General features: G+C 71.9%; 22 protein-coding genes. 7 read left to right on the top strand and 15 right to left on the bottom strand.

From position 1 onward, the window contains the following. Positions 1 to 145 precede the first annotated feature (145 nt). The 5 genes from M8I34_RS22025 to M8I34_RS22005 all read right to left on the bottom strand — a co-directional run bounded on the left by M8I34_RS22025 (position 146) and on the right by M8I34_RS22005 (position 6,476). Positions 146 to 1,417 (bottom strand): amidohydrolase, encoded by a 1,272-nt coding sequence (locus M8I34_RS22025; RefSeq protein ID WP_250051553.1) that lies wholly within the window; start codon positions 1,415 to 1,417, stop codon positions 146 to 148. 139 nt (positions 1,418 to 1,556) lie between these two features. Next, on the bottom strand, positions 1,557 to 2,771 hold the full coding sequence (locus M8I34_RS22020) for a hypothetical protein (RefSeq protein ID WP_374210963.1): 1,215 nt from the start codon (positions 2,769 to 2,771) through the stop codon (positions 1,557 to 1,559). A 28-nt stretch (positions 2,772 to 2,799) separates the two neighbouring features. Beyond that, positions 2,800 to 3,729 (bottom strand): N-acetylneuraminate synthase family protein, encoded by a 930-nt coding sequence (locus M8I34_RS22015; RefSeq protein ID WP_030087032.1) that lies wholly within the window; start codon positions 3,727 to 3,729, stop codon positions 2,800 to 2,802. An 81-nt stretch (positions 3,730 to 3,810) separates the two neighbouring features. Beyond that, the gene (locus M8I34_RS22010) at positions 3,811 to 5,103 is read right to left on the bottom strand and encodes an acylneuraminate cytidylyltransferase (protein ID WP_250051552.1); all 1,293 of its coding nucleotides are present in this window, start codon (positions 5,101 to 5,103) and stop codon (positions 3,811 to 3,813) included. 38 nt (positions 5,104 to 5,141) lie between these two features. Then, positions 5,142 to 6,476 carry a DUF6716 putative glycosyltransferase gene (locus M8I34_RS22005; RefSeq protein ID WP_374210962.1) on the bottom strand — a complete coding sequence of 445 codons (1,335 nt, stop codon included), beginning with the start codon at positions 6,474 to 6,476 and terminating at the stop codon, positions 5,142 to 5,144. A 187-nt stretch (positions 6,477 to 6,663) separates the two neighbouring features. On the opposite strand from M8I34_RS22005, the gene M8I34_RS22000 reads away from it, so the two are divergent. The 3 genes from M8I34_RS22000 to M8I34_RS21990 are packed head-to-tail and all read left to right on the top strand — an operon-like array spanning position 6,664 to position 10,147. Then, positions 6,664 to 7,641 carry a glycosyltransferase gene (locus M8I34_RS22000; protein ID WP_250051551.1) on the top strand — a complete coding sequence of 326 codons (978 nt, stop codon included), beginning with the start codon at positions 6,664 to 6,666 and terminating at the stop codon, positions 7,639 to 7,641. After that, entirely contained in the window at positions 7,641 to 8,996 is a 1,356-nt protein-coding gene (locus tag M8I34_RS21995) for an alpha-2,8-polysialyltransferase family protein (RefSeq protein ID WP_250051549.1), read from the top strand. The genes M8I34_RS22000 and M8I34_RS21995 overlap by 1 nt, the downstream gene beginning before the upstream one ends. Then, positions 8,993 to 10,147, top strand: a complete 1,155-nt coding sequence (locus M8I34_RS21990) for an acyltransferase (protein ID WP_250051547.1) — start codon at positions 8,993 to 8,995, stop codon at positions 10,145 to 10,147. The genes M8I34_RS21995 and M8I34_RS21990 overlap by 4 nt, the downstream gene beginning before the upstream one ends. A gap of 12 nt (positions 10,148 to 10,159) precedes the next feature. Here the strand turns inward: M8I34_RS21990 and M8I34_RS21985 are convergent, their stop codons facing one another. Beyond that, positions 10,160 to 10,858, bottom strand: a complete 699-nt coding sequence (locus M8I34_RS21985) for a TetR/AcrR family transcriptional regulator C-terminal domain-containing protein (RefSeq protein ID WP_250051545.1) — start codon at positions 10,856 to 10,858, stop codon at positions 10,160 to 10,162. A 38-nt stretch (positions 10,859 to 10,896) separates the two neighbouring features. On the opposite strand from M8I34_RS21985, the gene M8I34_RS21980 reads away from it, so the two are divergent. Continuing rightward, positions 10,897 to 12,468, top strand: a complete 1,572-nt coding sequence (locus tag M8I34_RS21980; RefSeq protein ID WP_250051544.1) for an FAD-dependent monooxygenase — start codon at positions 10,897 to 10,899, stop codon at positions 12,466 to 12,468. Positions 12,469 to 12,502: 34 nt separating this feature from the next. Here M8I34_RS21980 and M8I34_RS21975 read toward each other — a convergent pair whose 3' ends face one another. After that, positions 12,503 to 13,102 (bottom strand): TetR/AcrR family transcriptional regulator, encoded by a 600-nt coding sequence (locus M8I34_RS21975; protein WP_250051542.1) that lies wholly within the window; start codon positions 13,100 to 13,102, stop codon positions 12,503 to 12,505. Between the two features lie 69 nt (positions 13,103 to 13,171). Between M8I34_RS21975 and M8I34_RS21970 the strand changes: the two genes are divergently transcribed. Next, positions 13,172 to 14,164: a DMT family transporter gene (locus M8I34_RS21970; protein ID WP_250051540.1), complete on the top strand. Its 993-nt coding sequence runs from the start codon at positions 13,172 to 13,174 to the stop codon at positions 14,162 to 14,164. A gap of 38 nt (positions 14,165 to 14,202) precedes the next feature. Here M8I34_RS21970 and M8I34_RS21965 read toward each other — a convergent pair whose 3' ends face one another. Both M8I34_RS21965 and M8I34_RS21960 read right to left on the bottom strand, forming a co-directional pair. Beyond that, a complete protein-coding gene (locus M8I34_RS21965) occupies positions 14,203 to 15,600 on the bottom strand; it encodes a gluconate:H+ symporter (protein WP_250051538.1) in 1,398 nt (465 codons plus the stop codon). A 65-nt stretch (positions 15,601 to 15,665) separates the two neighbouring features. After that, positions 15,666 to 16,187, bottom strand: a complete 522-nt coding sequence (locus tag M8I34_RS21960; protein WP_250051536.1) for a gluconokinase — start codon at positions 16,185 to 16,187, stop codon at positions 15,666 to 15,668. Between the two features lie 132 nt (positions 16,188 to 16,319). Between M8I34_RS21960 and M8I34_RS21955 the strand changes: the two genes are divergently transcribed. Further along, positions 16,320 to 17,021, top strand: a complete 702-nt coding sequence (locus tag M8I34_RS21955) for a FadR/GntR family transcriptional regulator (RefSeq protein WP_250051535.1) — start codon at positions 16,320 to 16,322, stop codon at positions 17,019 to 17,021. Between the two features lie 58 nt (positions 17,022 to 17,079). On the opposite strand, the gene M8I34_RS21950 is transcribed toward M8I34_RS21955, so the two are convergent. From M8I34_RS21950 to M8I34_RS21940, 3 genes are read right to left on the bottom strand one after another with little or no spacing between them, the layout of a single operon-like run. After that, the gene (locus M8I34_RS21950; RefSeq protein ID WP_250051533.1) at positions 17,080 to 17,292 is read right to left on the bottom strand and encodes a hypothetical protein; all 213 of its coding nucleotides are present in this window, start codon (positions 17,290 to 17,292) and stop codon (positions 17,080 to 17,082) included. Positions 17,293 to 17,306: 14 nt separating this feature from the next. Beyond that, the gene (locus tag M8I34_RS21945; RefSeq protein ID WP_250051531.1) at positions 17,307 to 17,606 is read right to left on the bottom strand and encodes a hypothetical protein; all 300 of its coding nucleotides are present in this window, start codon (positions 17,604 to 17,606) and stop codon (positions 17,307 to 17,309) included. A 27-nt stretch (positions 17,607 to 17,633) separates the two neighbouring features. Beyond that, positions 17,634 to 19,232, bottom strand: coding sequence for a methylmalonyl-CoA mutase (locus tag M8I34_RS21940; RefSeq protein ID WP_250051529.1), 1,599 nt, complete (start codon positions 19,230 to 19,232; stop codon positions 17,634 to 17,636). A 173-nt stretch (positions 19,233 to 19,405) separates the two neighbouring features. Here M8I34_RS21940 and M8I34_RS21935 point away from each other — a divergent pair, with 173 nt between their 5' ends. Further along, positions 19,406 to 20,245: a L,D-transpeptidase family protein gene (locus M8I34_RS21935; RefSeq protein ID WP_250051527.1), complete on the top strand. Its 840-nt coding sequence runs from the start codon at positions 19,406 to 19,408 to the stop codon at positions 20,243 to 20,245. 279 nt (positions 20,246 to 20,524) lie between these two features. On the opposite strand, the gene M8I34_RS21930 is transcribed toward M8I34_RS21935, so the two are convergent. The 3 genes from M8I34_RS21930 to M8I34_RS21920 form a co-directional block, all read right to left on the bottom strand. Next, complete coding sequence (locus tag M8I34_RS21930; protein WP_250051525.1) at positions 20,525 to 21,565, bottom strand: hypothetical protein; 1,041 nt, start codon at positions 21,563 to 21,565, stop codon at positions 20,525 to 20,527. Next, positions 21,565 to 22,356, bottom strand: a complete 792-nt coding sequence (locus M8I34_RS21925; protein ID WP_250051523.1) for an RNA polymerase sigma factor — start codon at positions 22,354 to 22,356, stop codon at positions 21,565 to 21,567. The genes M8I34_RS21930 and M8I34_RS21925 overlap by 1 nt, the downstream gene beginning before the upstream one ends. 620 nt (positions 22,357 to 22,976) lie before the next feature. Then, positions 22,977 to 24,689, bottom strand: a complete 1,713-nt coding sequence (locus M8I34_RS21920; RefSeq protein WP_250051520.1) for a glycoside hydrolase family 20 protein — start codon at positions 24,687 to 24,689, stop codon at positions 22,977 to 22,979. Positions 24,690 to 24,867: the final 178 nt, after the last annotated feature.

Here is a 24,867-nt window from a genome sequence, read left to right as displayed (position 1 = left end):
GAGGAAACACAGCCGGGCGATATGCGAAGCCCGTCCCGGCAAGCTGCCGGAACGGGCCGTTATGAGGAGTTTGTGGTGAGTGGTCCGTTCCACCCGCCCTCTCGGGCCGCACTCAGGGTGTGAGCGCCGGGACGCACCGTCGTGATCAGTCCGGCAGATCCCCGTCGAGGAGCGCCGCGGCGGTGAAGAGTTCGACGCCGACCTTGATCGCCAGCTCGTCCACATCGAAGTCGCCGCGGTGCAGGTCCCGGCGCGCCGGGTCGGCGGGCGGGTGGACGCCGAGACGGGCCATGGCGCCGGGGACATGTTCGAGGTACCAGGAGAAGTCCTCGCCGCCGAGGGACTGCTCGGTGTCCTCGATGGCGCCCTCGCCACGGCGGGCGGCCATCGCGGAGTGCAGCAGCTGGACGGTGACCGGCTCGTTGACCACCGGCGGCACCCCGCGGACGTAGGTGATCTGCGACTTCGCGCCGTGCAGCGCGGCCACCTCGTCGATCGCCGCATGCACCAGGTCCGGGGCCTTCCGCCAGGCGTCGAGATCGAGACAGCGGACCGTGCCGGAGAGTTCGGCGTGCTGCGGGATCACATTGCAGGCGTGGCCGGAGGCCAGCCGGCCCCAGGTGACGGCGAGACCGGCGCGGGCGTCGACCCGGCGGGAGAGCAGGGCCGGTACGTCCAGGGCGACCCGGGACGCGGCGGTGACCATGTCGGTGGTCAGGTGCGGACGGGCGGTGTGGCCGCCGGGGCCGTCCAGCCCGACCTCCAGCCGGTCACAGGCGGAGGTGATCGCTCCCGTACGGATCCCGATCCGGCCGGCGTCGACGCGCGGATCGCAGTGGACGGCGAGGATCCGGCCGACGCCCTCCAGGGCGCCGGACTCGATCGCGTCGGAGGCGCCGCCCGGCAGCACCTCCTCGGCGGGCTGGAAGATCAGCCGGACGGGGCGCGGCAGGGCGCCCGTGCGGGCCAGTTCGGCCAGCACCAGACCGGCGCCGAGGACGACGGAGGTGTGCACGTCGTGGCCGCAGGCGTGCGCACGGCCGGGGATCGTCGAGGCGTAGTCGACGGTCTTGGTGTCCGGGATGGGCAGGGCGTCGATGTCCGCGCGCAGGGCCAGCAGGGGGCGCGCGGGGGCCGCGGCGAGCGCCGCTCCGTCGGCCGTGGCGTCCGGTGTGCCGATGTCACAGATCAGGCCGGTGCCGACGGCCAGTACCCGGGGCCGCAGACCGGCCCGCTCCAGCCGTTCCTTGAGCGCCGCGGTGGTCCGGAACTCCTGGTTGCCGAGCTCGGGATGCATGTGCAAGTCACGGCGGAAGAGGCCGAGTTCGGCGCGCAGCGCCTCGGGGAGGGCGCCGGGGAGCTGGTCCCCGGCGGGAGTACGGGCGGTGCCGGCATCGCGGGAGATCGAGTGGTTCACCCGTGGAAGGCTACGTGCCTCAATGGGGCAACTGTCCCTCGATCAACAAAAGTTCAGCCCGTTAGGGGAAGAAAATCTAGGCCGCTCGGCGCATGGACGGTTTATGCGACGGGTATGCAGTAAGGCTTCCCGCGCACGGTCATCCGGCCGCCACCCGCTGGGTGAACGGCAGTCGCTGCACGTCGCGGGCGGTGCCGGTGACCCCGTCGAGGAAGCCCTGGGCGCGCGGCGAGGCGTGGGCCGTCAGCCACTCCGGATCGATGTCGCAGACCGCGACCTTGACCTCGGTGCCCCGCAGGGCGAGCGGCAGGGTGTGCACGACCGTGGAGGGGAAGCTGACGATCAGCCGTCCGATGGGGCCGCGCCGGGCGATCAGTTCCAGCGGCAGATCGGGCCGGACGATCTCCAGCCCCGTCTCCGTCACGAGCCGGCGCAGCTTTTCGGCGCTCTCCTTGCGGTGCGCGAAGTAGCGGGTGGCGCCGTGCGTACGGGCCAGCATGCCGACCGCCGCCAGATAGCGGTCGGCGTCCACGACGCCGGTCTCCACCAGCGAGGTGCCGACGATATCGGCGGCGCGGGTGAGCCGGGGCGGGCCGAAGCGGCCGCGGGTCCAGGCGAAGTCGTTGGTGGTGACCTCGACGCCCGGTGGCGCCTCGACGGGCATCGAGCTGAACAGGCCGACGGTGCGCCGGCCGCCCTCGGGCTCCGGGGTGAGCCGGCGCCGGGCGGTGGCCGAGAACGGCGCGAAGAGCAGGTCCCGCGCGCCGCGCCCGCTGCCGTTGCGGTGCCAGCGCACCAGCCGTTCGCCGTGGGCGAGTTGGGAGATGAACTCCATGGTGGCGGTGCCGTCGTCGACCACGACCAGGTCGCGCGCCCTGGTGAGGGTGAGCAGCAGCTGCACGTAGCGGGAGAACGGGTCGCCGATGACGATGCGGCGGGCGCGGCGCAGCAGCGGGGTGAGCCCGCCGATGGTGCGCATCGGCGCCGTCGGGCCGCCGCGGGCCTCTTCCCAGCGCACCGTGTGGCCTTCGTCGCGGGCGAGTTCGGCCATCCGGCGCAGCTGGCCGCGGGTCATCGGGTCGTGCGGGGAGAGCACGACCACGGTGAGCGTGGTGGCCTGTGCCGTGTACGCCCATTCCAGGACGTTCAGCAGCTGCACCGGGCTCTCGACGAACGCGAGGGTGCCGGTGTCCCGGGCGGCGGCCTCCGGTCCGGAACCGGTGCGGGCGGGCCGGCGGCGCTGCCGCGGCACCCCCAGGAGACGACGGGCGGGAGAACCCGTCGTCTCCTGGGGCGGGACCCCGGTGCCGGGCGTGGCGGGCCCGGCGGGGGCCCCTTCAGGTGAGCTCACCATCGCTCCCGTCGGTTCGTCGGCCCGGCCGTCAGACCGCCGCCGGCTCGGCGCCGGCCTCGGCCTCGGCGACCACGCCGGTGACGCGGCGCAGCTTCTTCATCGGGCCGAGCTCGCTCTCGTAGACCTTCTTGACGCCGTCACCGAGGGACTCCTCGATGGTGCGGATGTCGCGGACCAGGCGGGACAGGCCGCCGGGCTCGACGGAGGCGGCCTGGTCGGAGCCCCACATGGCGCGGTCGAGGGTGATGTGGCGCTCGACGAAGGTGGCGCCGAGGGCGACCGCGGCGAGGGTGGTCTGGAGACCGGTCTCGTGGCCGCTGTAGCCGATCGGGACGTTGGGGTACTCGTCCTGGAGGGTGTTGATCATCCGCAGGTTGAGCTCCTCGGCCTTGGCCGGGTAGGTGCTCGTGGCGTGGCAGAGCAGGATGTTCTCGCTGCCCAGGACCTCGACGGCGTGCCGGATCTGCTTGGGGGTGGACATGCCCGTCGAGAGGATGACGGTGCGGCCGGTGGCGCGCATGGCGCGCAGCAGCTCGTCGTCGGTGAGCGAGGCGGAGGCGACCTTGTAGCAGGGCACGTCGAACTTCTCCAGGAAGGCGACGGACTCGACGTCCCACGGGGAGGCGAACCAGGCGATGCCGCGCTTCTTGCAGTACTCGTCGATGGCGCGGTAGCCGTCCTCGTCGAACTCCACACGGTGGCGGTAGTCGATGTAGGTCATCCGGCCCCAGGGGGTGTCGCGCTCGATGTCCCACTGGTCGCGCGGGGTGCAGATCTCCGGGGTCCGCTTCTGGAACTTGACGGCGTCGCAGCCGGCGTCGGCGGCGGCGTCGATCAGCGCGAAGGCGTTCTCCAGGTCGCCGTTGTGGTTGATGCCGATCTCGCCGGTGACGTAGACGGGGCGGCCGGGGCCGGCCTCGCGGGAGCCGAGGGTGCGGAGGCGGGAGTTGCTGCTCATGGGGAGGGTTCCTTCGTGTCGATCAGGGGGTGTGCGGGGTGATCAGGGGTGTTGGGGGGGTATTCAGGGGGTCTTTGTGGGTTACAGGGACGGGCCCAGCAGCCAGGCGGCGATCTCTCGGATCGCGCCGCTGCCGCCGGGCGTCGCGGTGACCGCGCGGGCCGCGCCGCGCACCACGTCGTGCGCCCCGGCGACCGCCACGGGCCAGCCGACGAGGTCGAAGCACGGGAGGTCGTTGACGTCGTTGCCGACGTAGAGCACGCGCTCGGGCGCGATGCCCGCTTCCTCGCACCACTGCTTGAGGGCGAGGTCCTTGCGGTCGATGCCGTGCAGGACGGGCACCCGCAGCTTGCGGGCCCGTGCGGCGACGACCGGGTTGGTCTCCGTGGACAGGATCAGCAGCTTCAGCTCCGCCTTGCGCAGGGCGGCGATGCCGAGGCCGTCGCCGCGGTGCACCGCGACGATCTCCCGTCCGTCGGAGTCGATCAGCACCCGGTCGTCGGTCTGGGTGCCGTCGAAGTCGAGGACGACGGCGTCGATGTCGTCGAGGGTCGGCAGTGCGCCGGGCCGCGGGGCGTCCAGCAGCGGCGCGAGTGCGCGGGCGCGGGCCAGGTCGTGCGGATCGTCGATCTCCAGCACCCGGGCGGGGTCGGTGCGCACGAGTTCGGTGCGGCCGAAGAAGCGGTGGCCGCCGGCGCGGAAGCCGGCCGCTTCCATGGCGTAGGCGGCGCCGGTCTCCAGCAGGTCCTGGGGGCGGTCCTGGCGGCGCGGCCGGAAGGACTTGTCGTGATTGACGCCGTAGCCGCCGGTGGTGGTGACGGCGGCCGGGGCGGTGGCCGTGGGCTGCGCGGGGACCGTGGCGCCCACGGGCCGCTCGGCGGGAGCCGGGCTCACGTCCGCGTCGTCGGCGGCGTCGCGCCAGACGAAGCCGTGGAACGGTGCCACGGTCAGCGCACTGTCGGCGCCGCCCTCGACGACCGCGGCGGCCACCGAGTCGATGTCCTCGCGGACGAGGAAGGGGCTGGTGCACTGGACCAGCAGCACCGCGTCGACCCGGGTGTGGTGCTCGGCCTCGTAGGCGTCCATGGCGTGCAGGACGGCTGCCTCGCTGGTGGCGGTGTCGCCCGCGATGTCACCGGGGCGCCGTACGACGACCGCTCCGGCGCCGCGGGCCGCGGCCGCTATCCCGGCGTCGTCCGTGGACACCACGACATCGGTGACCAGGCGGGCGGCGCGGCATTCGCGGACCGCGCGGGCCACCAGGGGCACTCCCCCGACGGCGGCGAGATTCTTGGCGGGCACGCCCTTGGATCCGCCGCGGGCGGGGATGACGGCAACCACGGTCGGCGGGCTGCTCTGCGGGTTCGGCGGCATGTCGGGCTCCTTCCGGGAGCTGGCGGGCGACGGGGCGGTCACAGCTGCCCCCAGCGGCGGATGGCGGGGGCGACGCGCTGGACGCCGTGGCGGTAGGCGCCACGGGCGGCCTCGCGGACCGTTTCGCGGGCGACCCGGCGCAGTCCGCCGGTCTCCTCGGGGGCGTCCGTATGGCCGGCGACCGGTGCGCCGTGCGGGTCCAGGCCGTGCCGGGCGAGGATGCCGGGGAGGTAGCCGGGGGCGGTACGGGCTGTGTAGTACGGGGTGAGGGGCGGCAGCCGGTCGGCGGTGCGCAGCGCGGTGACCCGGGCGCGGGCCGCGTCGAAGGCCTGCTCGTAGTCCCCGGCGGCGGCGACGCCCTGCCGGGCGAGCCAGTCGGCGTCCGGCTCCGGGCGGTGCCCGGCGTCCAGCTCGTCCCAGGAGGCGAGGCAGCCGGAGCCGAGGAAGTGGTGGTTGCCGAGGACCTCGCGGACGCCGAGGTCGGTGAGGACGGCGGTGGGGATGCCGCGGTGCAGCGACTCCAGGGCGGCGGTCGAGCTGACCGTCACCATCAGGTCGGTGCGGTCCAGGACCTCGCCCATGTTGCCGTACACCAGGCGGCAGTTGGCGGGCAGTCCGCCGGGCGCCTTCGTGGCGAGCTTCTGGTAGGGCAGCTCCTCGATATGGGTGGTGTGCTCGCCCGGCTTGCTGCGGAGCTTGATCAGCACCTCGCGGTCCGGGTGCCTGCGGGCGTGCTCCACGGCCCGGCGCAGCAGGTAGGTCCGGTCCGCGCGGTTCTCCGGGACGGAGGGCTGGGCGGCGAACACCACGGTGTAGGGGTGCTGCGTGCCGGTGTCGCCGTCGCGGCGGTAGCGGTCGCCGCCGAGGAACGGCAGGGCGCATTCGACGACGCTGCCGTCGTCGGCGCCGACACCGCGGTAGACCTCGCGGAACCGGTCCGCGTCGTGCCGGGAGTTGGCGAGGACGACATCCGCGCCGTGCCGCAGCAGCAGCCCGTCGGCGAGCTTCTCGTAGACCACACCGACGTAGCCGGTGACGACGACGGGGCGGCGCTCGGCACCCTGCCAGGCGCGGCCGAGGCCGTGCAGCATCGCCTGCACCGCTCCGCCGACACAGGCCAGCACGACGACGTCGCAGACCGTACGGTCGAGGGACCGGACGAAGTCGACGCCCCTGATTTCGCGCAGCGAGTCCGCACGGGCGCCGACCTCGTCGAGCTGGCGGACCGTGGGAGTGGCGCGGCCGCGGAGAAGGTAGCCGTCGAGCCGGATGTCCGATTGGATTCGGTACGCTGTCAAAGCGCCCCATTTCCATCGGGTATCCGAGTCGGCGAGCACAGCGACCCGCGGCGAAGAAGAGGTACGTGATGGCACGTCGATGACGCTAGGAAGGCATTCCGTTTGGCGGGCCAACTGGGTCGCAACAAAGGGTTAACAGCGGGTCGACGAATGGCCAACCAGCCCGATTGTCGGCCCGGTTAACCATCCCGCCATTCTTCGTTCACCTTGAGGTCCGCACCCGGTAAAGACGAATGCCGTCTGCCCGCCTAACGTCACCCGGGTGGTTAAGCTCTCCGTCATCGTGCCGTTCTACAACGTGCAGACATACGCGCCCGACACCCTGAAAAGCCTGGCGGCCAATGCCCGCGAGGACTTTGAATTCCTGCTCGTCGACGACTGTTCGCGCGACGAGACCCCGGAGATCCTCGCGCGCGCCGAGCGTGAGCTGCCGGGCGCCAGAGTCCTGCGGCACGAACAGAACGGCGGACTGGCCACCGCCCGGAACACCGGCCTGGACGCGGCCCGCGGCGAATACGTCACCTTCCTGGACGGCGACGACTGGCTCGCCCCCGGCTATTACCCCGAACTCCTCGGCGTCATGGAGGAGTTGGGATGTGACTTCGTCCGTACCGACCATGTCCAGTGCACCGCCCGCGCACGCACCGTGCACCGTGTCCCGCACGGCCGGCGCGGGGTGGTGCTGGACCCGCGCGAGGTGATCCTGCCCGCCGACCGCTCCACCTCCGTCGACTACGCCTTCGCCTGGGCCGGGATGTACCACCGCCGGCTGCTGGACGAGGGGGTGCTGCATTTCCGGGACGGTCTGCGCACCGCGGAGGACCGCCCGTGGATCTGGCGGCTGCACCGCGAGGCGAAGTCCATGGCGGTGGTCGGGCTGCTCGGCGTTTTCTACCGGCGCGGAGTGGCGTCCTCACTGACCCAGATCGGAGATGTGCGGCAATTGGACTTCATTCGCGCTTTCGATCAGGTGATCGAGGAAACGGCGCAGGACCGCGATGCCGATCTTCTGCTGCCCAAGGCGGTGCGCACCTATTGCGCGATCATTTCCCACCATCTCGGTTCGATCGAACGTTTCGAACCGCAGGTCGCCCGTAAATTGCGCGCGATGAGCGCCGCGGCCATGAAACGCATGCCGCAGGACGTACTGAAGGAAGCCCTGGATTCGATGGATGTGCAGCGAGCGTCCCGGCTGCGGCGCCTGCGCCGTCGCCCCGTCCCGGCGGAGGTCGCCGCCTGATGTCCACCCGACCGCGTACCCAGATCTTCATGGCGTCCACGCTCTACGGTGCGGCGACGCTCGCCGCCGCGCTGGACGCCGACTGCTTCGCGCCGGCCGACCGCCGGCTGCTGCTGCTCAGCAACAACGCGACCACCCCGGAGACCACCGCGTCGCTGGACACCATGCCCGGCTTCGAGCGGCTGCGCGGCCGCTTCGACCGGGTGCTGTCGTGGAACGAGACGATCAGCCCGTTCCACCCCGGCGGCTGGTCGCCGCGCTCGGACGACGCCCCGCTGTGGGAGCGGCATCTGCGGCTGCTGTGGGGCCTGGGCGACGACCACATCGAGCTGGTCGTGGAGTCGATCCAGGTCAACCCGGCGCTGGCGGTCGCCCAGCTGTTCCCGGACGCGCCGATCGATGTCTACGCCGACGGGCTGATGAGCTACGGGCCCACCCGCAACAAGCTCGACCCGCTGATCGGCACCCGCATCAGCCGGCTGCTGCATCTGGATCTGGTGCCGGGCCTGACGCCGCTGCTGCTCACCGAGTTCGACGTCGCGCCGCAGACCGTGCCGGCCGACGCCTTCACCAAGGTGCTGGCCGAACTCTGTGACGCCAGTGGCGAGGTGGCGGTCCCCGAGGGGGCCGCGCTGCTGCTCGGCCAGTACCTCTCCGCGCTGGGCATCCTCACGCCCGAGGAGGAAGAGGAGCTCCATGTGCGGATGGTGCGCGGCGCCGCCGAGCGCGGCCACCGCGAGATCGTCTTCAAACCGCACCCGTCCGCGCCGGCCCGCTGGTCGCGGCTGCTGGAGCGGGAGGCCGAGAAGCTGGACGTCGCGCTGACCGTGCTGGACACCCCGGTCCTGGCCGAGGTGCTCTACCAGCGGATGCGGCCGGCGCTGGTCGTCGGCTGCTTCTCCACCGCCCTGCTGACGGCGGCCACGTTCTACGACCTGCCCACCGCACGGACCGGCACCGGGCTGCTGCTGGAGCGGCTCACGCCGTACCAGAACAGCAACCGCGTCCCGGTCACGATCGTGGACGCGCTGGTGCCCGACCTGGGCGACCGCAGCGAACGCCCGCGCGCCTTCGCGACGGCCGGGAGCATCGAGGGCCTGGTCACCGCGGTCGGCTATGCGATGCAGCACCAGATCTATCCGCAGCTGCGGCCGGCCGCCGAGCGCTATCTCGCGACCCGTCTCGACCAGGTCACCTGGCGCTACTTCAAGCGCCGCCGGCTGACCGCGCTGGCGCTGCCCGGCGCGCTCCCGTCCCAGCTGTCGTTCATTCCGCGCAATGCCACCGTCCGCAGGGTCGCGCGCCGGGCGCGTGCGGTGCAGCGGCGGCTGAAGAAGCGGGCCGCGTTCGGATGAGCGCGCCCCAGCTGACGACCGGCGCGCCGCCTGTCGCGCCGGATCTCGTCACCACCGCTCCCCGGCCCGCGATACGGGGGCGCAGCCGCGGCGGACCGTCGCGGCTGCGCGCCCTGGACGGGCTGCGGCTGCTCGCCGCGCTGATGGTCGCCGCGTACCACTACGGGGGCCGCAACGGCGAGATAGCCCAGGCCTGGGGCGGCTCGCCCGCCCACCAATTCCCCACCGCCGCGCCGCTGTTCGCCTACGGCTGTCTGGGCGTGCAGATCTTCTTCGTGATCAGCGGCTTCGTGATCTGCCTCAGCGGCTGGGGACGGACGCTGCGCGCCTTCATCGCCTCCCGCGTCTCCCGCCTCTACCCGGCCTACTGGGCCGCGATCCTGCTGGTCACCGCGGTCTTCGCGCTCCCCTGGGTCGCCTTCGAGGCGCTGGCGCCCAGCGAGGTGCTGACCAATCTGACCATGCTCCAGCAGCCGTTGGGCGTGGACCGGGTGCTCGGGGTGTGCTGGACCCTCTGGGCGGAGATGCGCTTCTACGCGCTCTTCGCGCTCTGCGTCGTACTGCCCGGCGCCACCCGCCGCCGGGTGGTGCTGTTCTGCGCGGGCTGGACGCTGGCCGCCGCGCTGGCGCAGGCCGCCCACCAGCCCTTCCTCGACACCGTGCTGATGCCCGAGTACGCCCCGTTCTTCATCGGCGGGGTGGGCCTGTACCTGCTGCACCGCTACGGCGCCCGCGATCCGATCGCCTGGGCGATAGTGCTGGTCAGCTGGCTGATCGGCCAGCATTACGCGGTCGCGGGACTGTGGCACGCACCGTCGGCCACCGCGTTCTCCTACCGTTCGACGGCCGTCATCATCGCCGTCGTCACGCTCGGCTTCGCCCTGGTCGCGGCGGTCGCGCTGGGCAGGCTGCACTGGGCGAACTGGCGCTGGCTGACCGTGGCCGGCGCGCTGACCTACCCGTTCTATCTCGTGCACGAGCATCTGGGCTGGGTCGTGGTGCGGGCGCTGCACCACGGCATCGGACTGCCCTCGTACGCGACGCTGATACTGACCGTCGCGCTGATGCTGCTGCTCGCGTGGGTGCTGCACCGCTGCATAGAGCGCCCGCTCACACCCGTGCTGAAGCGGTCGATCGACCCACGGCGCTGACCGACTCCCCGCTCAACTGCCCGCCCGGCTCCCCGTGTCCGGGCCCAGGGTGGCCTCGATCCCCGCAATGATGATGCCCAGCCCGGCCTCGAAGTTCTGCTCGATGTCGCCGAACATCTCCTCGCCGGCCCGCGCCGCGAGCGGATAGTCCTCGATGAGGCGCCGCTCGCGGGCGGCCAGGTCATAGGCCGGGTCGCGGGCCTCCGGCTGTCCGGGCTCCGGGTGGACCGACTGCTCCTCGATCACCAGGCCCACGGTGTAGTTGTACGCCGTCCACCAGGCCCGCGCCGCGCTACGCAGGCTGAAACCCGCCTCGGTGAAGGTGCGCAGCAAGCCGTCGAGCGGCCCGGCGTAGCTCTCGTCGGTCATCCGCGTGCCGCTGAAGACCTTGCCGCCATCGCGGTAGCCGAGCAGCTCGCGGCGCATCGCCCGGCAGACGTCGCGAACGGTCTCCTGCCAGGTACGGCCGTCCGGGCCCGCAGCGGCCCCTCCGGCCCCTCCGGCCGCCAGGTGCCCGGTCATCCGCCGGAACATCTCGGTGGCCATCTCGTCCAGCAGCTCCCGCTTGTTCTTGAAGTGCCAGTACAGCGCGGGGGCCTGGACGTTCAGCTCCTTGGCGATGCGCCGGAGGGTGAGCCCGTCGAGGCCCACTTCGTTCAGCAGCCGCAGAGCGGTGTCCACGACCTGTTTCCGGTCGATGCGCGAAACCATGTTGACAACTTAACACCGTTAAGGCCATGCTCGGAAACATGGAACTTAACAACGTTAAGGAAGCCTTCGGCGCCGCCCTGCCCGACGACGGTGCGGCCGTCGACGTACTGATCGCCGGCGCCGGGCCCACCGGCCTCGCCCTGGGCATCGACCTCGCCCGCCGCGGGGTGCGCGCCCTGATCGTCGAGCGGCAGGACCGCCTCTCGCCCGGCGCCCGCGGCACCGGCCTTCAGCCGCGCAGTCAGGAGGTCTACGACGACCTCGGGCTGCTGGACACCGTCCGGGCGGCCGGCGGCCTCTACCCGAAGACGGCCCTCTGGGAGAACGGCCGGATCACCGAGACCACCGAGATGATCGAGCGGGTCGACCCGACGCCCGCCATCCCGTACTCGAACACCCTGATGGTGCCGCAGTTCCGCAATCAGGAGCTGCTGTACGAGCGGCTGCGGGAGCTCGACGGCGAGGTGCTCTTCGGCACCGAACTCACCGCATTCGACCAGGACTCGACCGGGGTGACCGCCCGTCTGCGCCGCGCCGACGGAGCGGAGCGCACCGTGCACGGCGCCTATCTGGTCGGCACCGACGGCGGGCGCAGCACCGTACGCAGGGCGCTGGGCGCACGGATGAGCGGTCCGTCGCTGGAGCCGGGCGCCGTAGTGCTCGCGGATGTCCGGGTGGACGGCCTCGACCGGGACCACTGGCACCGCTGGCCGCTGGCGAACGGCGGGTTCGTCTCGCTGCTTCCGCTGGCCGGCACCGACTACTTCCAGAGCTTCATCGTGGCCTTCGCCGAAGCGCCCGACCTCTCGCCCGAGACGGTCCATGCCCAGCTGGTGGCCCACACCCACCTCGGCGCCGAGCAGATCCGCGAGGTCCTGTGGACCTCCCTCTACCGCCCCAAGGCGGGCATGGTGGACGCCTACCGCCACGGCCGGGTCTTCCTGGCGGGCGATGCCGCGCACATCCACTCCCCGGCGGGCGGCCAGGGCCTGAACACCAGCGTCCAGGACGCCTACAACCTCGGCTGGAAGCTCGGCCAGGTGCTGCGGCACGGCGCCCCCGACGCCCTGCTCGACACCTACCACGCCGAGCGCCGTCCGATCGCCGAGCGCATCCTCGACACCAGCACCCGGCTGCACCGCTCCCGCGAGCTGCGGCGCGGCCGGGACCTGCACCAGCTCGACATCGGCTACCGCGACAGCCCCCTGACGCGGGAGCTGCGCACGGACCTCGCCGAGGGCATACCCGTCGCGGGCGACCGGGCCCCCGACGCCCCGTGCAGCACCGCCGACGGCAAGCCCACCCGGCTCTTCGACGCCTTCCGGGGCCCGCACTTCACCCTGCTCGACCTGGGCGGCACCGGCGTCGACGACACCGCCCTGCCCGCCGCTCCGGACCTGCTGCGCCTCGTCCGCCTCGGCGGCCCGACCCCCGACCTGATCGACACCGACGGCCATATCCGCGACGCTTACGGCCCCGGCCCCGCCGTGCTCCTCATCCGCCCCGACGGCTATCTCGCCCTCGCCGCACCGCCCGAGGACGCGACGGCGCAGGTGACCGCGGACCTCGGGGCCTACCTGGGCGCGGGCCTGGCACCGGCGGCCCGGTGAACCCCGCCGGCCGGTCCGGCGGGCCCACCGCCGGTCACGGCCGCACCCCCGCGGCGGCGAGCAGCGTCCGCGCCTCGTCGCGGGCCTGACCGATCGGATCGGGGAAGATGCCCAGACCGTGGGCGACGAGGGCCCCTTCATGAAGGAGCATCAGCGCCCGGCCCAGCCGGTCGGCCCGGCCGGGGGCGGCGGCCCTGACCAGATCGGTGAACAGCGCGAGCATCCACTCCTTCTGCGCGGTGATGATCGCGTACGCCGGGTGGGACGGATCGCTGATCTCGGCATGGGCGTTGACCATGCTGCACCCCTTGCCGCTGTGCTCCGCCGACCAGGCGCGGGAGGCGTCGAAGACGGCCAGGACCCCCGCCGCGGGCGACGGCCGGGCGGCGTCGAGATACGGCGCGAGAAAGGCCCGCCAGCGTTCATCGCGGTCCGCGAGGTACTCCACGACGATCTGCTCCTTGGAGCCGAACCGGTCGTAGAGGGTCTTCTTCGTCACCCCGGCCTCGGCGGCGATCAGGTCCACCCCGACGGCATGGATCCCGCGCTCGTAGAACAGCCGCCCGGCGGCCTCCAGGGCGCGCCGCGCGGCAGGCGTCATCGTGATCCGGAGCGGTTTCTGCGAGGTACCCATGCAAAAAGTATACCGATCTGTATAGTGAAAGGAGAGGTATACAGATCGGTCTACTGAAGGGGCGACGACATGCATCTCCTGCTCTCGGCCGCCTTCGTGCTCTGCTGGAGCTCCGGGTTCATCGGGGCCAAGCTCGGCGCGGACAGTGCGCCCGCCGGCACGCTCCTCATGTGGCGGTTCCTGCCGCTCGCCGCCGTCCTCGTCGTCGTGGCGGCCCTCTCCGCCCGCGCCGCGTGGCGGGGCCTGACCGCACGGGACCTGGCCCGGCAGGCCGTCATCGGCGCCCTGTCGCAGAGCGGCTATCTGCTCACCGTCTACTCCGCGATCCAGCTCGGGGTCTCCAGCGGCACCACGGCCCTGATCGACGGCACCCAGCCGCTGGTGGCCGGGGCGCTCGCCGGTCCGCTGCTGCACCAGTACGTCTCCCGCCGGCAGTGGCTCGGTCTGGGTCTGGGCGTGGGCGGCGTCATCGTGGTCACCACGGCCGACGCGGCAGCCGGCTCGGGGGTGGCCGGGTGGGCCTACCTCGTCCCGTTCCTCGGGATGTCCTCGCTGGTGGCGGCCACGTTCCTGGAGAACCGCTCGCGCACCCGGGTCGCCCCGTCGGTGTCGATGACGATCCACTGCACCACCAGCGCCGTCCTGTTCACCGCCCTCGCCGCGGGCACCGGCTCCCTCCAACCGCCCGCCTCGCTCTCGTTCTGGGTGGCGGTCGGCTGGCTGGTGGTGCTGTCCACCTTCGGCGGGTACGGGCTGTACTGGCTGATCCTCCGGCGCCGGGGCGTCACCGAGGTGAACACCCTGATGTTCCTGATGGCGCCGGTCACTGCCCTGTGGGGAGCCGCCATGTTCGGCGAGCCCTTCGGCCCGCAGACCGCCGCGGGGCTGGCCCTCGGGCTTGCGGCGGTCGCCGTCGTGCACCGCGGCGCGGCACGTCCGGCCGGGGCGGACACCACCGCAAGCCCGCCCCCCTGTGCACGAGGCCGCACCAGCGGACATCCGCTCGTACGGCCTCGTGACGGGGACAGGCGCCTGAGGGGGGTGGGGCGCCCGGGGCGGTAACCCGCCCGGAAGGAACAGGGGTGGGACGGGCCTGGGCCCTAAAGAACCAGGGAGAGCAGCAGCACGCACCCGATGCCCACGACCGAGATCAGCGTCTCCATCACCGACCAGGTCTTCAGCGTCTGGCCGACGTTCATCCCGAAGTACTCCTTGACCAGCCAGAATCCGGCGTCGTTGACATGGCTGAAGAACAGCGACCCGCAGCCGATGGCCAGCACCAGCAGCGCGGCATGGGTGGTGCTCATCTCCGCGGCGAGCGGGGCGACCAGCCCGGCGGCGGAGATGGTGGCCACCGTCGCGGAGCCGGTCGCGAGCCGGATGGCGACCGCGATCAGCCAGGCGAGCAGCAGCGCGGAGATGTTCCAGCCCTTGGAGACGTCCAGGATCATCTGACCGACGCCGGCGTCCACCAGCGTCTGCTTGAAGCCGCCGCCCGCGCCGACGATCAGCACCACACCGGCGATCGGGGCGAGCGACTTCTCGACGGTGGTGGCGATCCGGCCGCGGGTGAAGCCGGCCGCCCGGCCCAGCGTGAACATCGCGACGAGGACGGCGGTGAGCAGCGCGATCAGCGGCGAGCCGATCACGTCGAAGACCCGCTGGACGGCGTGCTCCGGGTTGTCGACGACGATGTCCACCAGCGCCTTGGCCAGCATCATCACCACCGGCAGCAGCACGGTGGCCACGGTGATCCCGAAGCCGGGCCGCTTCTCCAGGTCGTCGGTGGCGCGCTCGGGCACCATGTTCTCCGGCGGGCGGATGTCCACCCAGCGGGCCGCGTAACGGGAGAAGACCGGACCGGCGATGATCGCGGTCGGGATGGCGACGACCACACCGAGCGCGAGGGTGACACCGAGGTTCGCACCGACGGCGTCGATCGCCACGAGCGGTCCGGGGTGCGGGGGGATCAGCCCGTGCATGACGGACAGTCCGGCCAGCGCCGGGATGCCGATGCGCATCAGCGAGAAGTTGCCGCGCTTGGCGACCAGCAGCACCACGGGGATCAGCAGCACGATGCCGACCTCGAAGAAGATCGGCAGCCCCACGATCCCGGCGATCAGCACCATCGCCCAGGGCATCGCCTTCCGGCTCGCCCTCGCCAGGATCGTGTCGACGATCTGGTCCGCACCGCCGGAGTCGGCGAGCAGCCGCCCGAGGACGGCACCGAGCGCGATCAGCACGCCCGTGCCCGCGACCGTCGTGCCCAGGCCCGCCGAGAAGCTGGTGATGACCTTGTCGAGCGGTGCGCCGGCCACCGCGCCGAGCACCAGCGAACCGATGATCAGCGACAGGAAGGCATGCAGCTTGAACTTGGTGATGAGCAGGACGATGACGGCTATGCCGGCCAGGACGGCGATGCCCAGCTGTGCGTGGCCGGCCGTGGTTATCGGCTCGACCGCGTCCGCTGCGAGCATCTCGACGCTGAGATGAGTCACGGCGATTCCCTTGGTTGGACGGAGGGGGAAAGGGGGTGCTGCGGTACGGGTGTGGGGGTACGGGGTTATGCGCCCGGCGGGTCCATCGCGCGCAGTGCGGCCACCGCGCGCTCGGCGATCTCCTCCGGGGTGCCGGACACATCCACGGCGACACCGGCCTCGTCGGGTCCGAGCGGTTCGAGCGTGGCGAACTGGGAGTCCAGCAGTGCGGTCGGCATGAAGTGGCCCTTGCGCTCGGCCATCCGCTCCTCGATCAGCGAGCGGTCGCCGGTGAGGTGCAGGAAGACGAGGCGGGGTGCGGCCGCCCGGAGCCGGTCGCGGTAGGCGCGCTTGAGCGCGGAGCTGCTGACCACACCGCCGCCGTGCCCGGCGCGCTCGTGCGCCCAGGCCCCTATGGCGTCCAGCCAGGGGCCGCGGTCGTCGTCGTCCAGCGGGACGCCCGCCGACATCTTGGCGATGTTGGCCGGCGGATGGAAGTCGTCACCCTCGGCGTAGGGAACGCCCAGCCTGTCGGCCGCCATCGGGCCGATCGTGGTCTTGCCGGTGCCGGCCACGCCCATCACGACGATCACGTCGGGGGTGCTCATCCCGTGGTACCTCGCTGTCTTCATCGACCTCGTGCGGCCCCTACTGAAACCCATTAGGTACGACGTATTCAAGAGCCTGTGATGCAAACGTCATACTTAATTGGCCGGAGGGCGGGAACGTAGGCTTGCCCCATGGAAAACGAGGGGAAGGGACTGCACGCCCGTGTACTGGAGTCCCTGGGGCCCGCGATCACCGCGGGCGACTACCCTCCGGGTACGGTCCTGCGCACGGACGAGCTGGAGCAGCGCTTCGACGTCTCCCGCACGGTCATCCGCGAGGCGATCCGGGTGCTGGAGTCCATGCGGCTGGTCGCTTCCCGGCGCCGGGTGGGGGTGACCGTCCGGCCCACCGAGGAGTGGAACGTCTACGATCCGCGGGTGATCGGCTGGCGGCTGGCCGGCCGGGACCGCCCCCGGCAGCTGCGCTCGCTGACCGTGCTGCGCTCCGCGATCGAACCGGTCGCCGCGGGCCTCGCCGCCCAGCACGCCACCCCCGCGCAGTGCGCCGAACTCACCGAACAGGCCATGGGGATGGTCGCCACCTCACGCGGCCAGCAGCTCGACGCCTATCTCGTCCACGACACGGCCTTCCACCGCGTCGTGCTGACCGCCTCCGGCAACGAGATGTTCGCCCGGCTCGGCGATGTGGTCGCCGCCGTCCTGACCGGCCGCACCCAGCACCATGTGATGTTCACCGACCCCGACCCGGCCGCGGTCACCCTCCATGTGCAGGTCGCCGAGGCGGTACGCACCGGCGACGCGGCACGGGCGGAGTCCCTGACCCGTGAGATCACGGCGGGCGCGATGGCCGAACTGGACGTGCTGGCACCGTAGTCGGCAGGACGTCCGCGCACCGTCAGGGCAAACAGCAACCGGCAACCGGCGCCCCGGCTCAGAACAGCGGCTGCTGCCCCGGGATCGACGGCTCCTCCGGGTCGAACAGCTTCTCCGCGGGCGCCATCATCGGCGCGATCCGGCGCGACCCCGGGCAGGAGATCAGCTCCAGCACCGTCCGCCGGCCAGGCGGGTCATGACGGGCGAAGCGGCCGCCGACAACGGCGATCTCTCGGGTACAGACGGGGCACGCGCGGCGGGGTGACGACATGACACCAGTGTGACTCAGCCCAGCTCGGCGGTCACAAGCTCCCGTACCCGCCCGGCCAGCTCCCGCGCCCGCGGATCAGCCCGCTCGGCCGCGTCCACCAGCCGGGCGATGTCGTCCGCCCACCGCCCCGAGGCGGCCTCCCGCACCCCGACCCGCGCGCCTCCGCGCTCCACCAACCCCCGGACCGTCTCCGCATCCCGCCCCCGGCGCACCGCCTTCACGGCCCCCACCGCATTGGCCAGCGAACCGCCCGCCAACGCCTCCGGCTCCAGTTCCCCGACGACACGGAAGCCATGGCCCGTACCGACGCTCATCTGTCCTCCGCCCCCTCAACTGCCCACTCAGAACGCATCCGTGGGCACATACGTCCCCCAGACCTCCCGCAGTGCATCGCACACCTCGCCCACCGTCGCCCTCGCCCGCAAGGCCTCGCGCATGGGGTGGAGGACATTGTCCGTGCCCTCGGCGGCCTTGCGCAGATCGCCGAGCGCGGCCGACACCGCACGGGCGTTACGGCGTTCCCTGAGCACGGCCAGCCGTTCGATCTGCTGGGCCTCGATCGCGGGATCGACCCGCAGCGGCTCGTAGGGCTCCTCCTCGTCCAGCTGGAAGCGGTTGACGCCGACCACGACCCGCTCACCGGCGTCCGTCTCCTGGGCGAGGCGGTAGGCGTTGCGCTCGATCTCCTCCTTCTGGAAGCCCCGCTCGATGGCGGCCACCGCACCGCCCATGTCCTCGACCCGCCGCATCAGCGCCACGGCCGCCTCCTCGGCCTCGTCCGTCATCGACTCGACGGCGTAGGAACCGGCGAACGGATCGACGGTGGCGGTCACATCGGTCTCGTACGCGAGCACCTGCTGGGTACGCAGCGCCAGCCGCGCCGACTTGTCCGTGGGCAGGGCGATGGCCTCGTCGAAGGAATTGGTGTGCAGCGACTGGGTGCCGCCGAGCACGGCGGCGAGCCCCTGGAGGGTGACCCGGGCGAGGTTCACCTCCGGCTGCTGGGCGGTCAGCTGCACCCCCGCCGTCTGGGTGTGGAACCGCAGCATCAGCGACTTGGGGTTCCGCGCACCGAACTCCTCCCGCATCACCCGGGCCCAGATCCTGCGCGCGGCCCGGAACTTGGCGACCTCTTCGAGCAGCGTCGTCCGCGCGACGAAGAAGAAGGACAGCCGCGGCGCGAAGTCGTCGACATCCATCCCGGCGGCAACGGCGGTCCGCACATAGGCGATGCCGTTGGCGAGCGTGAAGGCGATTTCCTGCGCGGGCGAGGCGCCCGCCTCCGCCATGTGGTAGCCGGAGATGGAGATGGTGTTCCACCGGGGGATCTCGGCCCGGCAGTACTGGAAGATGTCCGCGGTCAGCCGCAGCGACGGCTGCGGCGGGAAGATATACGTCCCCCGCGCGATGTACTCCTTGAGCACATCGTTCTGCACGGTCCCGTTCAGCTGACCGGCCGCCACCCCTTCCTCCTCCCCCACCAGTTGGTAGAGGAGCAGCAGCAGCGCGGCGGGCGCGTTGATCGTCATCGACGTCGACACCCTGTCCAGCGGGATACCGCCGAACAGCACCCGCATGTCCTCGACGGAGTCGATGGCCACCCCGACCTTGCCGACCTCGCCCGAGGCGATCGGGGTGTCGGAGTCGTGGCCCATCTGCGTCGGCAGATCGAAGGCGACCGACAGGCCCGTGGTGCCGTGGGCGATCAGCTGCCGGTAGCGGGCGTTGGACTCGCGCGCGGTGCCGAAGCCGGCGTACTGCCGCATCGTCCAGGGCCGCCCGGTGTACATCGACGGATACACACCCCGGGTGAAGGGGTAGCTGCCGGGCGCGCCGAGGCTGCGCTCCGGGTCCCAGCCCTCCAGCGCCTCCGGCCCGTACACAGGCTCGACGGGCAGACCGCTCTCGTTGTGCCGCACATTGCCCGACTCGTACGCCATGGGTGTACGCCTCCCATTGGGTGACCGGTCAGTCCGGGTTTACGCCTTGCTGACAGCATGCCCGCAGGTTCGCCGCCCCGCAGCGCTGGGAAGAGTCACCGAGGGCCGGTCGGGCCGCCGAGATCCGGGGGTTGCGCATGCAGCGGAGCAGTGGAAGACGTACAGCGCCTGCGATGGCCGCGGTGCTGGTGGTGGCCGCACTCGCGGTGGGCTGCCGCCCGGTGCAGGTCACCGGGACCGCCTCACCGGACAGCGGGGGCATCCGCTACGCCCCCACCACTCCCGCTCCCCCGCCCCTCGGCCATCCGGCGCCACCCGCCCCGGCCAAGCACACCACCGCGCCGCGCCCCCACCGCACCGCCCACCACGCACCACCGGCCGCCCGGCCGCTCATGGCGGCCGGCTCACGCGGTGCGCAGGTCCGCGAACTCCAGGCGCGACTGGCCCAGCTGGGCCTTTTCGACCGCGCCCCGACGGGCTACTACGCCTCGATGACCGCCGCCTCGGTCCGCGCCTTCCAGAAACGACAGGGCCTGCCCCGTACGGGCGCCCTACAGCCCACGGCCTGGCGGGCGCTGAAGTCCCAGACCCGCCACCCGTCACACCAGCAGCTCTACCCGCCCACGACGAGGCCCGTCGGCGTCCCCGATCCGCGCTGTATGCGGGGCAGGGTGATCTGCATCAGCAAGCGGAGCAACACCCTCACCTGGATGGTCGACGGCGAGATCGTCTCGGCGATGGATGTCCGCTTCGGCGCGCAGTACACCCCCACCCGCGAGGGCGCCTTCGCCCTCACCTTCAAGAGCCGCCACCACGTCTCGACGATCTACCACACGGCCATGCCGTACGCGATGTTCTTCAGCGGCGGCCAGGCCGTCCACTACTCCGCGGACTTCGCCGCCCGCGGCTACAGCGGCGCCTCCCACGGCTGCGTCAACGTCCGCGACAAGAACAAGATCGCCGCCCTCTTCCACACCGTGAAGCGGGGAACCAAGGTCGTCGTCTACCACTAGCCACAGAGACCACAGAGACGACACATCAGCAGCACATCCCAAGAGCCCAACCGCATATCTCTGACCGAAGCGAAAATTGAGCAACCCCCACCCGGAGCAACCACATCCGCGAGAGCGGCGCCAGCTTAGGCGCAAAGAGTAGGGGCGCGGGCAGGGCCGGGGGAACGTGCCCCGCCCGCGCCAGTTGCGCTGAGCCGTAGGTACGGGGGGAACCCCGGCTCGTCGCGCAGCCGATGACCAGTCGGCTCACTCATTACTGCGTCACGGCTTCAAAAAACGTCACACCGGGCCGTCAGCGGTTCCACTGGGTGTGGCATCTCCGGGGTCCGGAGCGGTTGCCGAGGGGCCGGGGGCCGGGGTGGACGTGCCGGTGCCCGGGCTCGCGCCGGGTGGCCGGGGCGGGTGGCTTTCGTCGTCCTCGTCACCGCCCGAGCCGCCGCCGCTCTCGCCGGTGCCGCCGCCGAAGCCGTCATCGCCGCCCGAGCCGCCGCCGTTCTGGTACCGCGCCAGGTAGGCGCGGCAGAAGACGTGCACCTTCTCGGGTCCGCCGGCCTTGCGTTCGAGGCGCCGCAGCGTGTCGCGGTCCATGCCGTCCCGCTTGCCGGACTCGTAGCTCTGGCACAGGCCGAGCAGGAAGTTCTTCGTGTCCCCGTGGCCGGGCCCGGTCTCTTTGCCGTCGCTGCCGCCGGGCTTGTCGCTGCCGCGTCCCGTTCCGCCGCTCGGGGTGCCGCTGCCGGGCTTCTTACTGGCGCCGGGGCTGCTGCCGGGTCTGGGGCTCTCGGGGGGTTCGGAGCTCTTCGGATCGGGGGTGGCGTCGGGGGTCTGCCCCGTGGTGCCGTCGGTCTGGGCGCCGGGCTCGCCGGTGCGGAACGGTCCGGGGGTTTCGACGGCGGAGACGCTGGAGGCCGGTGCGGGGTCGCCGCCGCCCCGGAACGGGGTGGGCAGGACGCCGGTGCCGGCCGCGACGGCGACGCCGCCGATGGCGCAGGCGGCGAGGGCGACGGCGAAGCCGCGCCGGACGGGGCGGCCGAGCCGGGTGCGTTCGGCGAGGTCCGCGGTGCGCGCGCCCGTGGCCGGTGCGCCTGCGGTGCGGTTGCGGGCGCCGGAGCCGTGGCGGACGGCCTGGCGGAATGCGGCGACGGCCGCCTCTTCGCCGGGCAGCTCGACGGCTTCGGGCGTCCTGGCGGCGACCGCGGCGGCGGCTTCCAGGAGCTGTTCGAGTTCGCGTGCGCCGTCGCCGTTCCGGGCACTGACCTGTTCACCGCGCAGCAGTTGCTCCGCGGTGTCCTTGTCGAGCCAGTCGTACCGGTCGTCGGCCATCACATGTCCCTCTGCGTCCGTGCGGCCGTTTCCGTCACACCTGGTACGTACGATTCCGCCACGCCGTCGCGACGCCTTCTGCCCTGTACGGGCACCCCGCTCACCGTTCCGCCACCGCCGTGCGGGCCCTGTACGGGCGCTCCGGAGGAGGCTCCTCCACCCTGGCCGGCGCCGCCTTCGCCACCGGCCCCACTGCTGTCCTGACTCCTGTCCTGACTGCCGTCCGGCTCCTCGCCGATCAGCTCGGCGAGCCGCCGCAGCCCGCGGTGTGCGGCGGTGCGCACCGCGCCGGGCCTTTTGCCGAGCACCTGCGCGGCGTTCTTGGCGTCGAGCCCGACCACCACCCGGAGCACCACGGCCTCGGCCTGGTCCTGCGGCAGCCGGGCTATCAGCCGCATGGTGCTGCCGGTGCCCAGGGCTTCGAGTGCCTCGCCCGCGGTGTCGGACGCGCCGGGGGTGTCGGCCAGTTCGCTCTCGTCGCCGCCGATCGCCGGGCGGCGGCCGCGCATCCTGATGTGGTCGAGGGCCCGGTTGCGGGCGATACGGGCGGCCCAGCCGCGGAAGCGGTCGGCGTCGCCGCTGAAGCGCGCGAGGTCGCGGGTGATCTGGAGCCAGGCCTCGGAGGCGACATCCTCCACGTCCGGTTCGCTCACCAAGGTCCGTACATATCCCAACAGCCGGGGATGTACGGCGCGGTAGACGGTACGGAACGCCGCCTCGTCACCGTCCTGTGCCGCCTGCACGGCCACCGTCAGCCGACGGTCGTCCGGCTGAATGTCGTCCCCTCGCACGGGTCCATCCTGTCGCACGCGGAATGTCCGCCGCCCGGTCCTTGCTGCATTGCTGCTTCTCTCGGCCGCGCCTTCGGCCTCGCTTCTCCGTTCCCGGCGTCGTTGGGGCGGGCAGCGCCCCTCCGCACGGCCGGAGCCGGGCCGGCTACCGCGAGCCGCCGGCCGCGGACGGCCGGAAACCGCCGGTAACCCGGATGTTCCCGCAGACCGTATCCCGTGTGGGCAAACGATCCGAACCCGGGAGGGAGGCACCGCCCGATGCGGCGGAGCCGGAAGAAAGGGGGCGCCGAGCGGCCGGCGCTTCGGCGAGGTGCCCGCACGGATCCATCTGGAACTCCCGGGAAGGACGGCTTCTCCCGCCGCGGCAGGCGGCCTGAACAGTGCGCCGACCGGCGCGGATCCGCACGTTACGGGCCTGTCCGGGCCCCCGTCCAGAGCACGGGCCGTGCGCCCGTCCGTACCCCGTGTGACGCTTTCGCGCCGTCTGGCGCTGTACCGGGTAGGGGGCCGTCACAGGCCCTTCGCGAACGACGGCCGGGGCCTCTCCTGTGGGGGGTGGCGGCCCCGGCCGTCCTCGTTCTCTCACCCGTTTCTTACCGGGTCCGGCTCCCGGGTCCCGCTCACACCCGGTTGGCCAGCGCCTTGAAGTCCGTCCAGGACAGGGCGGGCGTCCCCGGGTCCCAGGTCTTCTGCGCCAGCGCCGCCAGCGGCAGCCGGATCCCGGCGGCCACCTGCGCCGCCGTCTGCGCCTGGGCCAGGTCGCACCAGATCGCGAAGCGCGCCCCGGGAATGCGGTCCGGGCCCGTCATGCTCGCGGGCACCGCCACCGGCTGGGTACCGCGGATCACCCGCGGGGTCCAGCTCTGGTAGATCCGCTGGCCGGTCGGATAGACGAACTGGTTGGGCTCGCCGAGCACGTAGTAGAGGAACTCGTCGTTGAAGTTCATGACGTTGCGGCCCTCGCGCAGGAATTCCGCGGGGTCGCGCTTGCCGGCCTCCTTGCCGGTCCAGTAGTCGACCATCCGGTTCTTGTCCGCGGTCACGACCCCGCCGGCGAAGAATCCGTCGTTCCAGGCCTCGACCCGGTTCTTGCCCTTGGCCTCCACGGTCTTCTGCCGGTCGTTGAGCCAGCCGGTCGTCAGGTCCTCGATGGTGGCGCCGGACCCGTACTTCTGCCGCGCGGCCTTCGCGAGCTGCGGGTACTTGGTGGCGGGAGAGGACGACATCAGCGCCTGGTACTCGTCGCCGCCCAGATGCCAGTACGCCGGGGCGCCCTTGGGGTTGGTGAACAGCTCGCTCATTTCCTTCAGCAGCGAGTCGATCAGCGGGGCGGACTTGGGGTTGGAGATGTCGATCGCCCCGGGGATCACCCGGCCCTGGACGTTGCGCAGCTGGAGAGCGGGATAGTGGTCCAGCACGGCGCCCAGGTGGCCGGGCGAGTCCAGCTCCGGGACGACGGAGATGTGCAGGGTGCGCGCGAGCGCGATGATCTGGCGGACCTGGGCCTTGGTCAGATGGTCGGCGGAGACGATCTCGGGGTGGGTGTCGCTCTGGATGCGGAAGCCCTGGTCGTCGGAGAAGTGCAGCTGGAACTGGTTGAGCTTGAGGTCGGCGATCTCCCTCAGCCGCGCCTCGATCCAGTTCTGGGTGAACGGCTTGCGGGCGTTGTCCAGCGACAATCCGCGCTGCGGGCGGTCGGGCCGGTCCTGGATGGTGCCCTCGGGGAGTCCGCCGGCGGCGCGTACGGCCTGCTTGACGGTGCGGGTGCCGTAGAAGATTCCGGCGTCGGTGGGGGCCGTGAGAGTGAGCCTGGTGCCGTCGGCCGTGAGGGTGTAGGCCTCGTCGGCGGAGCCCCGGACGGGGACGTTGTTGTCGCTGTTCTTGCCCGTCAGCTTCACCTCGATGTCGCCGGGCCGTACGGTCTGGTCGCCGTAGACGATGCCGAGGCCGAGGTCGTTGGCCATCCGCTGGGCCTCGTCGGCGACATTGCTCTTCTCGCCGGCCGGTACGACCACACGGGCCCCCTTGGACGGGCGCCAGCCGCGTCCCTCGGCCCGGCGGAAGTCGCGGACGGCGGGGATGACCTGCGGTGTTCCGGTCACCGGCGCCCACGTCGGGGTGGCGTCGGCCGAGGGGTTCATCTTGGCGCTGGTGCTCCCGGGCGGCTCGGTGTCCGCGGCGCCGGAGCAGCCGGCGAGCAGCAGGGCACCGGCGAGGGCCGCGGCCGGGAGGGCGGACCGGGCCGCCGGGCCCGGGCGCGTCCCCGGCCTCGTCGGGAGGCGCAGGGAGGCCGAGGGCCGCGGGGCGCGCGGCGGCCGCATCGGATTCGACATCGTGCAATCCTCACTTTTCGGGGCGAAGGTATTGCCAGGTGTGCGGAGCCGGTCGTCCACCGAACGCACGAAAGCTCTCTCATCCGGGTGAAATTCGCGCATCCTTCGGACAGCGGACGACAAGCGTCGTTAGCGTGGCGGTTCCATTGGTCACCCCCTTCACAGGGCTCTCCTGGAG

Source organism: Streptomyces sp. MCA2 (assembly GCF_023544705.1).
Taxonomy (GTDB): domain Bacteria; phylum Actinomycetota; class Actinomycetes; order Streptomycetales; family Streptomycetaceae; genus Streptomyces; species Streptomyces decoyicus.
Note: the sequence above shows the minus strand (reverse complement) of the source record. Positions and strands in the feature narration are given on the sequence as shown.

Bases quoted from the DNA above. Each gene is read 5' to 3' on its own strand.
- M8I34_RS22020 (WP_374210963.1), bottom strand. From the start codon at position 2,771: ATGGTGAGCTCACCTGAAGGGGCCCCCGCCGGGCCCGCCACGCCCGGC.
- M8I34_RS22015 (WP_030087032.1), bottom strand. From the start codon at position 3,729: ATGAGCAGCAACTCCCGCCTCCGCACCCTCGGCTCCCGCGAGGCCGGC.
- M8I34_RS22010 (WP_250051552.1), bottom strand. From the start codon at position 5,103: ATGCCGCCGAACCCGCAGAGCAGCCCGCCGACCGTGGTTGCCGTCATC.
- M8I34_RS21995 (WP_250051549.1), top strand. From the start codon at position 7,641: ATGTCCACCCGACCGCGTACCCAGATCTTCATGGCGTCCACGCTCTAC.
- M8I34_RS21990 (WP_250051547.1), top strand. From the start codon at position 8,993: ATGAGCGCGCCCCAGCTGACGACCGGCGCGCCGCCTGTCGCGCCGGAT.
- M8I34_RS21985 (WP_250051545.1), bottom strand. From the start codon at position 10,858: ATGGTTTCGCGCATCGACCGGAAACAGGTCGTGGACACCGCTCTGCGG.
- M8I34_RS21980 (WP_250051544.1), top strand. From the start codon at position 10,897: ATGGAACTTAACAACGTTAAGGAAGCCTTCGGCGCCGCCCTGCCCGAC.
- M8I34_RS21975 (WP_250051542.1), bottom strand. From the start codon at position 13,102: ATGGGTACCTCGCAGAAACCGCTCCGGATCACGATGACGCCTGCCGCG.
- M8I34_RS21970 (WP_250051540.1), top strand. From the start codon at position 13,172: ATGCATCTCCTGCTCTCGGCCGCCTTCGTGCTCTGCTGGAGCTCCGGG.
- M8I34_RS21960 (WP_250051536.1), bottom strand. From the start codon at position 16,187: ATGAGCACCCCCGACGTGATCGTCGTGATGGGCGTGGCCGGCACCGGC.
- M8I34_RS21955 (WP_250051535.1), top strand. From the start codon at position 16,320: ATGGAAAACGAGGGGAAGGGACTGCACGCCCGTGTACTGGAGTCCCTG.
- M8I34_RS21950 (WP_250051533.1), bottom strand. From the start codon at position 17,292: ATGTCGTCACCCCGCCGCGCGTGCCCCGTCTGTACCCGAGAGATCGCC.
- M8I34_RS21945 (WP_250051531.1), bottom strand. From the start codon at position 17,606: ATGAGCGTCGGTACGGGCCATGGCTTCCGTGTCGTCGGGGAACTGGAG.
- M8I34_RS21940 (WP_250051529.1), bottom strand. From the start codon at position 19,232: ATGGCGTACGAGTCGGGCAATGTGCGGCACAACGAGAGCGGTCTGCCC.
- M8I34_RS21935 (WP_250051527.1), top strand. From the start codon at position 19,406: ATGGCCGCGGTGCTGGTGGTGGCCGCACTCGCGGTGGGCTGCCGCCCG.
- M8I34_RS21930 (WP_250051525.1), bottom strand. From the start codon at position 21,565: ATGGCCGACGACCGGTACGACTGGCTCGACAAGGACACCGCGGAGCAA.
- M8I34_RS21920 (WP_250051520.1), bottom strand. From the start codon at position 24,689: ATGTCGAATCCGATGCGGCCGCCGCGCGCCCCGCGGCCCTCGGCCTCC.